Raw genomic sequence first — 15,733 nt, forward strand, 5'->3', positions numbered from 1 at the left:
AGTGCCAAGCCATGGGGCACGACAGGCAAACGCCACACAGAAAAACGGCACCCGAAGGTGCCGCCCCTGTCGCAATCGGTAGCTGTTACTTGCGCGCCGCCTCCCACGACTTGATCAGCTCGTTGTAGCTCACGGTCTCGCCCTTGGGCTTTTCGTTTGCCAGTTTCGGTTTTGGCGCGCCGGGTTGATCGAACCAGTATTGCGCGTCGCGCTCAGGGTTCATTTTCGGCCCGCACACCGGCTGAACTTTCGAGCGCTCAAGCCGGGTCATGATCGCGTCCTGGTCCTTGGCCAGGCCATCGAGGGCTTGTTGCGGGGTTTTCTCGCCGCTGGCGGCTTCCGAAATATGGCTCCACCACAACTGCGCCAGGCGAGGGTAGTCCGGCACGTTGGTCCCGGTCGGGGTCCATTGCACCCGGGCCGGGCTGCGATAGAACTCCACCAGGCCACCGAGCTTCGGCGCCAGGTCGGTCATGGCTTGGGAGTTGATGTCCGATTCGCGGATCGGCGTCAGGCCGACGATGGTTTTCTTCAGCGACACGGTTTTCGAGGTCACGAACTGTGCATAGAGCCAGGCCGCGAGTTTCTGTTTCTCGGGGGTGGACTTCATGAAGGTCCAGGAGCCCACGTCCTGATAACCCAGCTTCATGCCCTCTTCCCAGTAGGGCCCGCGCGGTGAAGGTGCCATGCGCCATTTCGGCGTGCCGTCGGCGTTCATCACCGCCAGACCCGGCTTGGTCATGTCGGCGGTGAAAGCGGTGTACCAGAAGATCTGCTGGGCGATATTGCCCTGGGACGGCACCGGCCCGGATTCGGAGAACGTCATGCCGGCCGCTTCCGGTGGTGCGTAGGCCTTGAGCCAGTCGACGTACTTCTGCGTGGCGAACACCGCCGCCGGGCCGTTGGTGTCGCCGCCACGGGTCACGCTGGAGCCCACCGGGTGGCAGTCCTCGACGCGAATCCCCCACTCGTCCACCGGCAAGCCGTTGGGCAGGCCCTTGTCGCCGCCACCGGCCATGGAGAACCAGGCATCGGTGAAGCGCCAGCCCAGGGATGGGTCCTTCTTGCCGTAGTCCATGTGGCCGTAAACCCGCTTGCCGTCGATCTCCTTAACGTCCTCGGTGAAGAACTTAGCGATGTCTTCATAAGCCGACCAGTTGACCGGCACCCCCAGCTCGTAGCCGTATTTCTCCTTGAACTTGGCTTTCAGGTCGGCGCGCTCGAACCAGTCGGCGCGGAACCAGTAGAGGTTGGCGAACTGCTGGTCCGGCAGTTGGTAGATTTTGCCGTCTGGCGCGGTGGTAAAGGAGATGCCGATAAAGTCCTTGATATCCAGGGTCGGCGAGGTGAAGTTCTTGCCTTCATTGGCCATCAGGTCGGTGATGGATTCGGTCTTGCCATAGCGAAAGTGCGTGCCGATCAGGTCCGAATCGTTAACCCAGCCATCGTAGATATTTTTGTCGGACTGCATCTGGGTCTGGAGTTTTTCCACCACATCGCCTTCTTGCAGCAAATCGTGGGTCAACTTGATCCCGGTGATTTCGCTGAAGGCCTTGGCCAGCACCTTGGACTCGTACTCGTGGGTGGTCAGGGTTTCCGAGACCACGTTGATTTTCATGCCACGAAACGGCTCGGCGGCCTTGATGAACCACTTCAGCTCTTCCAGCTGCTGGGCTTCGCTCAAGGTGGATGGCTTGAATTCGCTGCCTATCCATTTCTTCGCCGCGTCTTCATAGGCGTCGGCCCAGGCCGTAGCGCTCAACCCGCTGAGAGCCAGCATGGCTGCCAATGAAACGCTATGTCGCAGCTTATTGTTTTTGTCGAACATAGAGACCTCCTGGTTAAATTTCGGAGCGGGGTCGCCGAACACCACACAGCTAACCCCAACGCATCACAGCCAACAGCCACACCAGGGACAGCGCGGACGCCACCCAAATGCTCCAGTCGGTCAGGCCAATCACCATCAGGTGCAGGTAGGCACTGCCGAGAAGACCGATAAACAGCCGATCGCCACGGGTGGTGGCAATCGGTAACAAGCCCCGTCGCGGGATGCTGGGCGAGCGCAACTCCCAGGTGGTCATGCCGGTCAGGATCAAGGCGACCGCGACAAAGAACGCCGCCGTGGGCGTGGTCCAGGCCATCCATTCCATCATCAGTTCCTCAGACCCGGCCCAGGGCAAAGCCCTTGGCCACGTGGTTGCGAACAAACCAGATCACCAGCATGCCCGGCAGGATGGTCAGTACCCCGGCCGCCGCCAGCACCCCCCAGTCGATGCCTGAAGCCGACACCGTGCGGGTCATGACCGCAGCGATCGGCTTGGCATTCACCGAAGTCAGGGTGCGCGCCAGCAACAGCTCGACCCAGGAAAACATAAAGCAGAAAAACGCCGTGACGCCGATCCCCGAGCCAATCAGCGGGATGAAGATCTTGATGAAGAACTTGGGAAAACCGTAGCCATCGATGTAGGCGGTTTCGTCGATTTCCTTGGGCACCCCTGACATAAATCCCTCGAGGATCCACACCGCCAACGGCACGTTGAACAGGCAGTGGGCCAGCGCCACCGCAATATGGGTGTCGAACAAGCCGATGGAGGAATACAGCTGGAAAAACGGCAGCAGGAACACCGCCGGCGGCGCCATGCGGTTGGTCAGCAGCCAGAAGAACAGATGCTTGTCGCCAAGGAACCGATAGCGGGAAAACGCATACGCCGCCGGCAGCGCCACGCTGAGGGAGATCACCGTATTCAGGCTCACGTAGTACAGCGAATTGAGGTAACCGCTGTACCAGCTGGGATCGGTAAAGATCACCTTATAGTTGGCCAGAGTGAAATCCTGGGGAAACAACGTCAGGCCGCCGAGGATTTCGCTGTTGCTCTTGAAGGACATGTTCAGCAGCCAGTAGATCGGCACCAGCAGGAACAGGATGTAGACCAGCAGAGGAATGACCTTCTTCATGGGAGTACCAGGCCTCAACGGTTGGCGTCGGAGTGGGTCATGGCGGTGTAGAACAGCCAGGACACCAACAGGATGATGAGGAAGTACACCAGCGAGAACGCTGCCGCCGGGCCAAGGTCGAATTGGCCCACAGCCATTTGGGTCAGGGTCTGACTGAGGAAGGTGGTGGCATTCCCCGGACCGCCGCCGGTGAGCACGAACGGCTCGGTGTAGATCATGAAGCTGTCCATAAAGCGCAGCATCACCGCGATCAACAGCACACTCTTGAGCTTGGGCAGTTGGATATGTCGGAATACCGCCCAGCTCGAGGCCCGATCGATCCGTGCCGCCTGGTAGTACACATCCGGGATCGCCCGTAGTCCCGAATAACACAGCAGCGCCACCAGGGAGGTCCAGTGCCAGACGTCCATCACCAGCACCGTGACCCAGGCGTCCATGGTGTTGGCCGCGTAGTTGTAGCTGATGCCCATGGCATTGAGGCTCGAACCCAGCAGGCCGATATCGGCGCGGCCAAAGATCTGCCAGATGGTGCCCACCACGTTCCACGGGATCAGCAGCGGGATCGCCAGGATAATCAGCACCAGCGACGACCAGCGGCCCTTGGTCGGCATGGTCAGGGCGATGCCGATACCGAGGGGGATTTCGATCAGCAGCACACACGCCGAATAGATGAACTGGCGCAGCAGCGAGTCATGCAGCCGCGGGTCGAGCAGCACCTGGCGGTACCAATCGGCACCGACAAAATAACGGCTCGACTGATCGAAGATGTCCTGCACCGAATAGTTGACCACGGTCATCATCGGGATCACTGCACTGAAGGCCACCAGCAGGAACACCGGCAGCACCAGCCACCAGGCCTTGTTGTTCTGCACCTTGTTCATGGCAGCACCTCCAACAGGTAATCGTCGGCATAGACCATCAGCCACTGCGCCGGAAAACTGATGTACGCAGTGCCCTGAGGCACGGGCTTGTCTTCGGCCAGGCGCACCTTGAGCGGCTGGCCATCGAGCTTGAGGGTCATGATCTTGTAGGTGCCGAGGTCTTCGACATGTACGACAGCGGCCTGCAACGCGTCATCAAACGGCTCGTCCCACACATGGACGAATTCCGGGCGGATGCCGATCTTGAGGGTGGTCCATTGCGACTCGGCGATGCGTTGCTGCTGGGCCTCGGACAGCGCCAGGTGAGTGCTGGCGAAACCGACGCCCCCAGGTTGCGGCTGGACCTGGATCAGGTTCATCCCGGGGCTGCCAATGAAGTAACCGACAAACGTATGGCTGGGTCGCTCGAACAACTCCCGGGGCGTGCCGAATTGCACGATCTGCCCGCCGTACATCACGGCGATCTTGTCGGCGAAGGTCGAGGCTTCAAGTTGGTCGTGGGTCACGTAGACCATGGTGATGTTGAATTGCTCGTGGATCTGCTTGAGCTTGCGCCGCAGTTTCCACTTCAAGTGCGGGTCGATCACCGTCAGCGGCTCATCGAACAGGATCGCCGATACGTCATCGCGCACCAGGCCACGGCCCATGGAGACCTTCTGCTTCTCGTCGGCAGTGAGGTTGCGCGCCTTTTTATCCAGCAGGGCCTGCAGATCCAGGACTTCGGCGATCTCCTGGACCTTGCTGTGGATCCTGGCCTCGGCCACGCCCTGGTTACGCAGGGGGAAGGCCAGGTTGTCGAACACCGTCATGGTGTCGTAGACCACCGGAAACTGGAAAACCTGGGCGATGTTGCGTTTTTCCGGGGTCAGCTGATTGACCACCTTGGCATCGAACAGCACCTGGCCCTCGGACGGGCTGAGCAACCCGGAAATGATATTGAGCAAGGTCGACTTGCCGCAGCCGGACGGCCCCAGCAAGGCATAGGCCCCGCCCTGCTCCCAGACATGGTTCATCTCGCGGATCGCGTAGTCTTCAGGCCCGGCCGGGGTCCGGCTGTAGCTGTGGGCAAGGTTGTGCAAGCGGATCTCGGCCATCAGGCAACCCTCGCGACACGACGACTGGGAGCCTGGACCAGACGGCCCTGGGCATCGAACACAAACAGCTTGTGGGTCGGGATGTAAATACGGATCGGCGCATCGACGTCGTACTCGTGCACCCCGGGCAAATGCAGCACCAGCAGGAAGTGCTCGTTGCGCACATGGAGGAAGGTCTCGGAGCCGCTGATTTCCGCCACCTCGACGGTCACCGCCAACTCCAGGTCATCGTCATTGCTCGGCACCAGGGAGATATGGCTGGGGCGCACGCCGAAACGGAACTCGCCCTCGCCCACCGGGCGCAAATCGACGTTCAGCGGGAAATGCACAAAGTTGGCGAAACTCACTTCATTGCCGGTGATGCGCCCAGGCATCAGGTTGATCGGCGGCTCGGAGAACAACTCGGCGGCCAGCACCGTCTGCGGCTGATGGTAAACCTCGGCGGTCTGGCCGCTCTGCACCACTCGGCCCTCGTGGAGGATGGTGGTGGTGCCGCCCAGGGCCAGGGCTTCGTTGGGCTCGGTGGTGGCGTAGATGGCAATGGTATGGCGCGCCTTGAACAACTCGCGCATTTCCTGGCGCAATTCTTCGCGCAGCTTGTAGTCGAGGTTGACCAGGGGTTCGTCGAACAGGATCAGGTCGGCATCCTTGACCAGCGCCCTGGCCATGGCCGTGCGCTGCTGCTGGCCGCCCGACAACTCCAGGGGGTAGCGCTGCAGGAACTTCTCGATGCGCAGCATCTGCGCGGTCTCCAGCACCTTGCTGCGAATCTGCTCGGCCGAGACCCCGGCCTGGCGCAGCGGCGAAGCGATGTTCTCGAACACGGTCATGGTCGGGTAGTTGATGAACTGCTGATAGACCATCGACACATTGCGCAGGCGCACCGGGCGCTGGGTCACGTCGACCCCGTTCATCAGGATGCGGCCACTGTCAGGCTTGTCCAGGCCGGCCATCAGCCGCATCAGGCTGGTCTTGCCGGACAGTGTGCGGCCGAGCAGTACATTGAAGGATCCGGGTTGGAAGCTGAGGCTGGCGTCATCGATCCAGGTCTGGCCTTCGACGACACGGCTGACGTGCTCCAGTGTGAGTGACATGGCTCGGCCTTTTTATTATTGGAGTCAAGCGACCGGGACAGCAGAGCGAGTTTCGTGCCAATCACCTGGGGTTGCAGCAAGCCATTGATAAGGCTGGGCTTTGCACAAATAAGGGCCGACCGCATTTTCACTGCTGAACAGAAATGAACAGCTCAGGCTGAACACTTGAACAGCTACGCGGTTGACAATGAACAATTGTGAACAACACTGGATAGACGCTTTCTGCAACCCAAGGCTTGTGCTGCGGCCACCGCCTGCGGCGCCAGCAAGCCCGACACGCTGTCTTCAATAAGAAAAATAATAAGAGACCCACGGCCATGAGCGCTCCTGCCCCGCTGTTGCCCCATGACACCATCATCAAGGACTCCTGGCGGCGCTGCCGCGCGTTCGGCCTCGATCACCAAAGCCCCCCAGTGTTCGATCAACTGCCCGCCGAGCGCATCGCGCAACTGCTCGAAAGCCAGCATTCCCTGGTGCAGACCACGCACCAGGAAGTGCTGCCCTATTACGAGAATATCCTCAGCAACTCCAATTGCCTGATCATGCTCGCCGACAATCAGGGCCAGGTCCTCACCTCCTGGGGCACCCAGCGCTTTATCGAGCCACGCCTGGCCCACGGCTTCAATACCGGCGTCAGTTGGCGGGAAGACCGCACCGGCACCAACGCCATTGGCACTGCCCTGGCCTGCGAGCAGGCGGTGCACATCGAACACGACGAGCATTTCCTCAAGGCCAACCGCTTCATGACCGGCTCCGCCGCACCGATCTTCGACACCGAGCGCCGGGTGATCGCGGTGCTGGACGTGTCCAGTGACAGCTACCTGCCGCCCTCCCACACCTTGGGCATGGTCAAGATGATGAGCCAGACGGTGGAGAACCGGCTGATCCTCAATCTGTTCCACGGCCGGCACTTCCAGCTGACCTTCAACACCGGGCTGAACAACCTCGACAGCCAATGGGCCGGGCTGCTGATCTTCGACGACAGCGGCCAGGTACTCTCGGCCAACCGGCGCGCCGACAACCTGCTGGGGATCAGCCTGTCGCGTGTGGCCATCGACAGCCTGTTCCAGGTGTCGTTGCTGGAACTGCTCAACCAGCCCGAAGGCCAGCCCTTCGCCCTGCAAGCCGCCGGGCGCAATCGCTTCCATTGCCTGCTGAAACGGCCCCAGCACAGGCCGGTCCAGGCCCGGGTATTTGCCCAACCCAGCGCCGCCCCCACCCCTGCCCCGAGGTCGGCCCTCAGCCTCAACTCCCTGCACTTTGGCGACAGCCGGGTTGAAAAAGCCGTGCGCCAGGCCGAGCGCCTGCTGGAAAAAGACATCCCGCTGCTGATCCACGGTGAAACCGGGGTCGGCAAGGAAGTGTTTGTCAAAGCCCTGCACCAGGCCAGCTCACGCAGCAAACAGGCATTGATTGCGGTGAACTGCGCGGCGATCCCCGCCGAACTGGTGGAGTCCGAGCTGTTCGGCTATGAAAAAGGTGCGTTCACCGGGGCCAGCCTCAAAGGCAGCATCGGGCTGATTCGCAAGGCCGACAGAGGCACGCTGTTTCTCGATGAGATCGGCGATATGCCGCTGCCGACCCAGGCGCGCCTGCTGCGGGTGCTGCAGGAGCGCTGCGTGCAGCCGGTGGGCAGCAGCGAGCTGTTCGCGGTGGATATCCGGATCATCTCCGCCACCAACCGCTCCCTGCGCGAACAAGTGCAGCTCGGCCGCTTCAGGGAAGACCTGTATTACCGCATCGGCGGCCTGACCCTGGAACTGCCGCCCCTGCGCGAACGCAGCGACAAAGCGGCGCTGTTCCAGAAAATCTGGGAACAGCAGCGTGAACCCAGCCAATGGGCCGGGCTCAGCCGCGAGGTACAAGCCCTGTTCGAACGCCACCCCTGGCCCGGCAACTTGCGCCAGGTCAGCAGCGTGATGCAGGTGGCCCTGGCCATGGCCGAGGAACAACCGGTGCGCTCAGAGCATTTGCCGGATGACTTCTTTGTCGACCTGGAGATGGAAGCGGTCGAGACGCCGACGGTGGATGGGCATGACGCCGAGGACTTGAACCAGATGCTCCAGGCCGTGGGCGGTAACATCTCCCACCTGGCCCGGCGCCTGGGGGTAAGCCGCAACACCCTCTACAAGCGGCTGCGCCAGCTACAGGGCTGAGCGCGGCGATGACAAGACCGCAGGCAAACAAAAACCCGCACCAGGCGGGTTTTGTTTGTAGCCGTTACTGCAATCAGTCAGCCAGACGCCAGGTGGTCCCGCCCTTGCCGTCTTCCAGCACCACGCCCATGGCGGTGATCTGGTCGCGGATACGGTCGGATTCCGCCCAGTTCTTGTCGGCACGGGCCTGCAGGCGAGCCTGGATCAGCGCTTCGACCTCAGCCGCATCGACCCGACCTTCGGCGCCGGCCTGCAGGAAGTCATCGGCTTCCAGTTGCAGCACGCCGAGCACACTGGCCAGCTCTTGCAAACGCGCCGCCAGACCCGCCGCGGCATTGAGATCGCTCTCACGCAGACGATTGATCTCGCGCACCATCTCGAACAACACGGCGCAGGCTTCGGGGGTACCGAAGTCGTCGTTCATCACCTGGGTGAAGCGTTCGACAAAAGCTTCGCCACCGGCCGGGGCCACTTTCGGCAGGCCTTTGAGCGCGTGGTAGAAACGCTCCAGGGCACCTTTGGCGTCCTTGAGGTTGTCTTCCGAGTAGTTGATCGCGCTGCGGTAATGGCTCGACACCAGCAGGTAACGCACGACTTCCGGGTGGTACTTGGCCAGCACGTCACGAATGGTGAAGAAGTTGTTCAAGGACTTGGACATCTTCTCGCCATTGATGCGAATCATCCCGCAATGCATCCACGCGTTGGCGTAGGTCTTGCCGGTGGCCGCTTCGCTCTGGGCGATTTCGTTTTCATGGTGCGGGAACTCAAGATCGCTGCCGCCGCCATGAATGTCGAAAGTCTCGCCCAGGCAGCAGGTCGACATCACCGAGCATTCGATGTGCCAGCCCGGACGGCCGTCGCCCCACGGCGATGGCCAGCTTGGCTCGCCCGGCTTGGTGCCTTTCCACAGCACGAAGTCCAGCGGGTCCTGTTTCGACTCGTCGACTTCAATCCGCGCGCCGATGCGCAGGTCTTCGATCTTCTTGCGCGACAGCTTGCCGTAGCCCATGAACTTGGCGACGCGGTAGTACACGTCGCCATTGCCCGGAGCGTAGGCGTAGCCCTTGTCGATCAGGGTCTGGATCATGCTCAGCATGCCCGGAATGTGATCCGTGGCACGGGGCTCCAGGTCCGGCTTGAGGATATTGAGGCGCGCCTCGTCCTCGTGCATCGCGGTGATCATGCGCTCGGTCAGCGCGTCGAACGGCTCGCCGTTCTCCCGCGCGCGATTGATGATCTTGTCTTCGATGTCGGTGATGTTGCGCACATAGGTCAGGTCATAACCGCTGAAACGCAACCAGCGGGTCACCAGGTCAAAGGCAACCATGCTGCGGCCGTGGCCGATGTGGCAGTAGTCGTACACGGTCATGCCGCACACGTACATGCGCACTTTGTTGCCATCCAGCGGCTTGAAGACTTCTTTGCTCTTGGTGAGCGTGTTGTAGATCGTTAGCACTTTAATTCCTTGACTGAATCACTGGCCCCAGGAGTCGCGCAGGGTCACGGTACGGTTGAATACCGGCTGACCAGGTTTCGAGTCCTTGATATCCGCGCAGAAGTAACCTTCGCGCTCGAACTGGAAACGGTCTTCCGGCTGTGCGTTGCCCAGCGAGGGTTCGGCACGACAACCAGTGAGCACTTGCAGGGAGTCAGGGTTGATGTTGTCCAGGAAACTGGCGCTGTCCTCGGCCTTCTCCGGGTTCGGAGAACGGAACAGGCGATCGTACAGGCGCACTTCGCACTCGACGCTGGCGGCCGCCGGCACCCAGTGCACCACGCCCTTGACCTTGCGGCCTTCAGGGTTCTTGCCCAGGGTTTCAGGATCGTAGGAGCAGCGCAGTTCGACGATGTTGCCCTCGGCGTCCTTGATCGCTTCATCGGCACGGATCACGTAGCTGCCGCGCAGGCGCACTTCGCCGTTGGGCTCCAGGCGCTTGTAGCCTTTTGGCGGCTCTTCCATGAAGTCGTCACGGTCGATATAGATCTCACGCGCGAATGGCAGCTTGCGCACGCCCAGCTCTTCTTTCTGTGGGTGACGCGGCAGTTCGAGGTCTTCGACCTGGCCTTCCGGGTAGTTGGTGATCACGACTTTCAACGGACGCAGCACGCACATGGCGCGCGGGGCGTTGGCGTCGAGGTCCTGACGGATGCTGAACTCGAGCATGCCGTAATCGACCACACCGTCGGAGCGGTTGGTGCCGACCATCTCGCAGAAATTGCGAATCGACGCCGGGGTATAACCGCGGCGACGGAAGCCCGACAGGGTCGACATGCGCGGGTCGTCCCAACCATGGACGTGCTTCTCGTCCACCAGTTGCTTGAGCTTGCGCTTGCTGGTGATGGTGTAGTTCAGGTTCAGGCGGCTGAACTCGTACTGGCGCGGGTTGGCCGGCACCGGCAGGTTCTCCAGGAACCACTCGTACAGCGGACGATGGCTTTCGAACTCCAGGGTGCAGATCGAGTGGGTGATGCCTTCGATGGCGTCCGACTGACCGTGGGTGAAGTCGTAGTTGGGGTAGATGCACCACTTGTCACCGGTCTGGTGGTGATGGGCGTGGCGGATGCGGTACATGATCGGGTCGCGCAGGTTCATGTTCGGCGAGGCCATGTCGATCTTGGCCCGCAGCACCCGTGCACCGTCCGGGAACTCGCCGGCGCGCATGCGGTTGAACCAGTCGAGGTTTTCTTCGACGCTGCGCTCGCGGAACGGGCTGTTCTTGCCCGGCTCGGTCAGGCTGCCACGGTATTCCTTGGCTTGATCCGGGCTCAGGTCGTCGACATAGGCCTTGCCGGCCTTGATCAGCTCCACCGCCCAGTCGAACAACTGGTCGAAGTACTTCGAGGCATAGCGCACTTCACCGGACCATTGGAAACCCAGCCACTTGATGTCGCTTTCAATGGCGTCGATGTATTCCTGGTCTTCCTTGGCCGGGTTGGTGTCGTCGAAGCGCAGGTGAGTCACGCCGCCGAATTCCTGGGCCAGGCCGAAGTTCACACAGATCGACTTGGCGTGGCCGATGTGCAGGTAACCGTTGGGCTCAGGCGGGAAGCGGGTCACGATCTGCGTGTGCTTACCCGAGTCCAGGTCCGCCTGGATGATCGGGCGCAGGAAGTTGACCGGTACGGCCGGTCCAGTCTTGGAATTCGAGGTAGGGTCGACAGTGGGCTTGCTCATAGGATCCTTGAACGTACAAGTGCGCGGCCGGGTGCGGCCTGATCAATCAAAAACGGACACTATAGCCGATGCGGCCAAGCGCCTGACAGCGCCGCTTGGAAAACTGCGGCTATTAATGCAACTCAAATGAAAAAACAGCCTCGAATTTCGTGCGCCTCACGCTAAACTGCGCACCGTGGCTGATTTCAGCCCGTACGGTTCGGGGCCCGCAGGCCCTATCAGCGCCCCGAAACCCACGAATTCCTTGAACCACGCACTACTTGAAAGAGTACCGATCATGACCCAAGTCAAACTGACCACCAACCACGGCGACATCGTGCTGGAACTGAACGCCGAGAAAGCCCCGGTCACCGTGGCCAACTTCATCGAATACGTTAAGGCCGGCCACTACGAAAACACCGTGTTCCACCGTGTCATCGGCAACTTCATGATCCAGGGCGGCGGTTTCGAGCCAGGCATGAAAGAAAAGAAAGACAAGCGCGCCAGCATCCAGAACGAAGCCGACAACGGCCTTTCCAACGACAAGTACACCGTGGCCATGGCTCGCACCATGGAGCCGCATTCGGCCTCCGCACAGTTCTTCATCAACGTCGCCGACAACAGCTTCCTCAACCACAGCGGCAAGACCACCCAGGGCTGGGGCTACGCAGTCTTCGGCAAAGTGGTTGAAGGCAGCGACGTGGTCGACAAGATCAAGGGCGTCTCCACCACCATGAAAGGCGGCCACCAGGACGTACCAGCAGACGACGTGATCATCGAGAAAGCCGAGATCATTGAGTGATATTGCTGATTTCAGATTTGCATCTGGAACAGGAGCGCCCGGACATCACCCGGGCGTTTCTGGATTTACTCGGCGGACGTGCCCGCGAGGCACAGGCGCTGTACATCCTCGGTGACTTCTTCGAGGTGTGGGTCGGCGACGACGCCATGAGCCCCTACCAGCTTTCCATTTGCCAGGCGCTGCGGGAATTGAGCGACAGCGGTACGCAGATTTTCCTGATGCATGGCAATCGCGACTTCATGCTCGGCAAGGCCTTCTGCAAGGCGGCCGGCGCCACCCTGCTCAAGGACCCGAGCGTGGTCGACTTCTACGGTGAGCCGGTGCTGTTGATGCACGGTGACAGCCTCTGCACCCGCGACGAAGCCTACATGCGCATGCGCCGCGACCTGCGCAACCCGCTCACCCTGTGGATTCTGCGGCACTTGCCGTTGCGCACCCGGCACAAGCTGGCGCGCAAGCTGCGCAACGAAAGCCGCGCGCAAACCCGGATGAAAGCCAACGACATCGTCGATGTGACACCCGAAGAAGTACCGCGGGTGATGCAGGCGTTTGGCGTCCACACCCTGGTCCACGGCCATACCCACCGCCCTGCCATCCACAAGCTGCAACTGGGCGAGCAGGCGGCCAAGCGTATCGTGCTGGGGGATTGGGATCGTCAGGGTTGGGCCTTGCAGGTCGACGAGCAGGGTTTCCAACTGGCTGCGTTCGATTTCGTACCGACTCAGCTGGCCCTTCCCAGCCAGTAAGCCCCCTGTGGTGAAAGAGCGTGCTCCATCACCACAGGTTGCGCCTCAGTGGCCGCCTGAAGCCGGACCGGCCTTGGCCGCAAACGGCGGTTTGGCCAGCCAGACCAGCAGAATCAACCCCATGAACACCCAGCCCAACAGGGTGAAATAGTCGACGGTCGACAGCATGTAGGCCTGGCTGGTCAGCACCTGGTCCAATTGCGCATAGGCCTTGGTGCCGGCCCCGCCGAGGTTGTTCAGGGCCTCGCGGGTTGCAGGATCGAAGGTGCTGATGCTCTCGCTCATATAGGCGTGGTGCTGGTCGGCCCGGCGGATCCAGATCCAGGTGGTGAGCGACGCCGCGAAGCTGCCGCCCAGGGTCCGCAGGAAGGTCGCCAAGCCCGCGCCGTCGGCAATCTGGTGCGGTGGCAGGTCCGACATCAGGATGCTCAGGGTCGGCATGAAGAACAGCGCCACCCCAATCCCCATAAACAGCTGCACCAGGGCGATGTGCTGGAAGTCCACCTCACTGGTGAACCCGGCGCGCATGAAGCAGCTCAGGCCAATCGCCAGGAACGCCAGCCCGGCCAGCAGCCGCAGGTCGAACTTGTGGGCGTACTTGCCGACAAAAGGCGACATCAGCACCGGCAGGATACCGATCGGCGCCACCGCCAGCCCGGCCCAGGTGGCGGTGTAGCCCATCTGGGTCTGCAACCACTGCGGCAGGATCAGGTTGATGCCGAAGAACCCGGCATAACCGCCCACCAGCACAATGGTGCCGATGCGAAAGTTGCGATAGGCGAACAGCCGCAGGTTGACCACCGGGTGGCGGTCGGTCATTTCCCAGATCACGAACACCGCCAGGGCAATCACCGAAATCAGCGTGCCGATGATGATGAAGTTGGACTCGAACCAATCCAGGTCGTTGCCCTTGTCCAGCACCACCTGCAGCGCGCCGACGCCGACGATCAGGCTCAGCAGGCCGATGTAGTCCATCGGCTGGCGACTGGTAACCACCGGTCGCGCCTTCAGTTGCTGCTTGACCACCCAGGCGGCAAACAGGCCGATCGGCACGTTGATAAAGAAGATCCACGGCCAACTGTAACTGTCGGTGATCCAGCCGCCGAGGATCGGCCCGGCAATCGGCGCGACCACCGTGACCATCGCCAACAGTGCCAGGGCCATCCCCCTTTTGGCCGGCGGATAGACCGCGATCAACAGGGTCTGGGTCATCGGGTACAACGGCCCCGCCACCACCCCCTGCAACACGCGAAAGCCCACCAGCTCGGGCATCGAGGTGGAAATACCGCACAGAAACGAGGCCAGCACAAACAGAATGGTGGCCCAGATAAACAGCTTCACCTCGCCGAAACGCCGGCTCAACCAGCCGGTCAGCGGCAAGGCAATGGCGTTGCTCACGGCAAACGAGGTGATGACCCAGGTGCCCTGCTCGGAACTCACCCCCAGGTTGCCGGAAATGGTCGGCAAGGCCACGTTGGCGATGGTGGTGTCGAGCACCTGCATGAAAGTCGCCAGGGACAGGCCGATGGTGCTGAGCAGCAGGCTGGGCGGCGTGAAAGACGCGTTATTGCTCATCGCGAATCCTTTGGAACGAGGCTGGCGCCGCGACCCTCAAGGGCCGCGACTGGCGGATTGGCGGATCAGCGCTGCGCGGTCTTGCCGATGGCAGCGCTGTTGTCGTGGATCAGGCGCGCGATCATGGCGTCGGCTTCGCCCAACTGGCGGTCGTAGACGTTGGTGCTGAACGAGGCTTTTTGCGGGGGTTGCTGGGCCAGTACCGGGCCGCTCTGGTCATGCAGATTGACGTTGACCAGGGTCGACAGGCCGACCCGCAGTGGGTGCTGCGCCAGCTCTTCGGCATTGATGTGGATGCGCACAGGCACTCGCTGCACGATCTTGATCCAGTTACCGGTGGCGTTCTGCGCCGGGAGCAAGGCAAAGGCACTGCCGGTGCCGGCCCCCAGGCTGTCGATGGTGCCGCTGTATTTGACGTCGCTGCCGTAGAGGTCGGCTTCGATATCCACCGGCTGGCCAATGCGCATGTCACGCAGCTGGGTTTCCTTGAAGTTGGCGTCGATCCACAGCTGATTCAGCGGGATGACCGCCATCAACGCGGTGCCGGGCTGGACCCGCTGCCCCAGCTGCACAGTGCGCTTGGCCACATAACCGGTGACCGGTGCAATCAGCGTGCTGCGGGCGTTGGTCAGGTAGGCCTGGCGCAACTGGGCGGCGGCGGACTGCACGTCCGGGTGCGACGAAACCACGGTGTCGTCCACCAGGGCATTGGTGGTGTTGAGTTGTTGCTGGGCGTTGGCCAGGGCGTTTTGCGCCGAGGTCAGGTCATCCCGGGCGTGGGACAGCTCTTCCTGGGAAATCGCCCCGCTGGCGGCCAGGTTTTTCCGGCGATTGAAGTTGTCCTGGGCTTTTTGCACCTCGGCTTTCTGCGCCGCCACCTGGGCTTTCATGCCGTCGACATTGCTGTACAAGCCGCGCACCTGACGCACAGTGCGAGCCAGGTTGGCCTGGGCGCTTTGCAGCCCGACCTGGGCATCGTTGGGGTCGAAGTTGATCAGCACCTGGCCTTCATGCACCAGGTCGCCATCGTCGGCACCGATGCTGACCACGGTGCCGGTCACCAGCGGCGTGATTTCCACCACGTTGCCGTTGACGTAGGCGTCGTCGGTGCTTTCATTCCAGCGCCCGTACAGCTCGTGCCAGGCGAAAACGCCGATGCCGCCGAGGATCACAATCAGCGCCAGGATCAGCAGCATGATTTTGCGCTTGCGCGGATTGCTCGTGTCCGGGGTGTTTTCGGATGTTTGGTTAGTCTCGGCAGTGGCCATGACAAGTC

At 61.5% G+C, this 15,733-nt stretch carries 13 protein-coding genes; 3 read left to right on the forward strand and 10 right to left on the reverse strand.

Features of this window, described 5'->3' with window-relative positions:
* Positions 1–85: 85 nt before the first annotated feature.
* From MF4836_RS31310 to MF4836_RS31335, 6 genes are read right to left on the reverse strand one after another with little or no spacing between them, the layout of a single operon-like run.
* Entirely contained in the window at positions 86–1,828 is a 1,743-nt protein-coding gene (locus tag MF4836_RS31310) for an ABC transporter substrate-binding protein (protein WP_020296755.1), read from the reverse strand.
* Positions 1,829–1,877: 49 nt separating this feature from the next.
* The gene (locus MF4836_RS31315; protein WP_078473595.1) at positions 1,878–2,150 is read right to left on the reverse strand and encodes a DUF2160 domain-containing protein; all 273 of its coding nucleotides are present in this window, start codon (positions 2,148–2,150) and stop codon (positions 1,878–1,880) included.
* 10 nt (positions 2,151–2,160) lie between these two features.
* On the reverse strand, positions 2,161–2,955 hold the full coding sequence (locus tag MF4836_RS31320) for a carbohydrate ABC transporter permease (RefSeq protein ID WP_020296757.1): 795 nt from the start codon (positions 2,953–2,955) through the stop codon (positions 2,161–2,163).
* Between the two features lie 14 nt (positions 2,956–2,969).
* Positions 2,970–3,836 (reverse strand): carbohydrate ABC transporter permease, encoded by an 867-nt coding sequence (locus tag MF4836_RS31325; protein WP_020296758.1) that lies wholly within the window; start codon positions 3,834–3,836, stop codon positions 2,970–2,972.
* The gene (locus tag MF4836_RS31330; RefSeq protein WP_078473596.1) at positions 3,833–4,930 is read right to left on the reverse strand and encodes an ABC transporter ATP-binding protein; all 1,098 of its coding nucleotides are present in this window, start codon (positions 4,928–4,930) and stop codon (positions 3,833–3,835) included. Before MF4836_RS31330 ends, MF4836_RS31325 begins: the two co-directional genes overlap by 4 nt.
* Complete coding sequence (locus tag MF4836_RS31335; protein WP_078473597.1) at positions 4,930–6,024, reverse strand: ABC transporter ATP-binding protein; 1,095 nt, start codon at positions 6,022–6,024, stop codon at positions 4,930–4,932. Before MF4836_RS31335 ends, MF4836_RS31330 begins: the two co-directional genes overlap by 1 nt.
* Before the next feature lie 317 nt (positions 6,025–6,341).
* On the opposite strand from MF4836_RS31335, the gene MF4836_RS31340 reads away from it, so the two are divergent.
* The gene (locus MF4836_RS31340) at positions 6,342–8,180 is read left to right on the forward strand and encodes a sigma-54-dependent Fis family transcriptional regulator (RefSeq protein WP_078473598.1); all 1,839 of its coding nucleotides are present in this window, start codon (positions 6,342–6,344) and stop codon (positions 8,178–8,180) included.
* A 73-nt stretch (positions 8,181–8,253) separates the two neighbouring features.
* Here the strand turns inward: MF4836_RS31340 and cysS are convergent, their stop codons facing one another.
* A complete protein-coding gene (gene cysS, locus MF4836_RS31345; RefSeq protein WP_078473599.1) occupies positions 8,254–9,636 on the reverse strand; it encodes a cysteine--tRNA ligase in 1,383 nt (460 codons plus the stop codon).
* A gap of 18 nt (positions 9,637–9,654) precedes the next feature.
* Positions 9,655–11,355, reverse strand: coding sequence for a glutamine--tRNA ligase/YqeY domain fusion protein (locus tag MF4836_RS31350; RefSeq protein WP_078473600.1), 1,701 nt, complete (start codon positions 11,353–11,355; stop codon positions 9,655–9,657).
* 277 nt (positions 11,356–11,632) lie between these two features.
* On the opposite strand from MF4836_RS31350, the gene MF4836_RS31355 reads away from it, so the two are divergent.
* Together MF4836_RS31355 and lpxH are read left to right on the forward strand one after the other, a co-directional pair.
* Positions 11,633–12,136: a peptidylprolyl isomerase gene (locus MF4836_RS31355; protein WP_020296764.1), complete on the forward strand. Its 504-nt coding sequence runs from the start codon at positions 11,633–11,635 to the stop codon at positions 12,134–12,136.
* The gene (gene lpxH / locus MF4836_RS31360) at positions 12,133–12,882 is read left to right on the forward strand and encodes a UDP-2,3-diacylglucosamine diphosphatase (protein WP_078473601.1); all 750 of its coding nucleotides are present in this window, start codon (positions 12,133–12,135) and stop codon (positions 12,880–12,882) included. The genes MF4836_RS31355 and lpxH overlap by 4 nt, the downstream gene beginning before the upstream one ends.
* A gap of 45 nt (positions 12,883–12,927) precedes the next feature.
* On the opposite strand, the gene MF4836_RS31365 is transcribed toward lpxH, so the two are convergent.
* Complete coding sequence (locus MF4836_RS31365) at positions 12,928–14,457, reverse strand: DHA2 family efflux MFS transporter permease subunit (RefSeq protein WP_078473602.1); 1,530 nt, start codon at positions 14,455–14,457, stop codon at positions 12,928–12,930.
* Between the two features lie 65 nt (positions 14,458–14,522).
* A complete protein-coding gene (locus MF4836_RS31370; RefSeq protein ID WP_078473603.1) occupies positions 14,523–15,725 on the reverse strand; it encodes an HlyD family efflux transporter periplasmic adaptor subunit in 1,203 nt (400 codons plus the stop codon).
* Positions 15,726–15,733: the final 8 nt, after the last annotated feature.

The sequence above is a fragment of the Pseudomonas sp. MF4836 genome, assembly GCF_002018875.1.
Taxonomy (GTDB): Bacteria; Pseudomonadota; Gammaproteobacteria; order Pseudomonadales; family Pseudomonadaceae; genus Aquipseudomonas.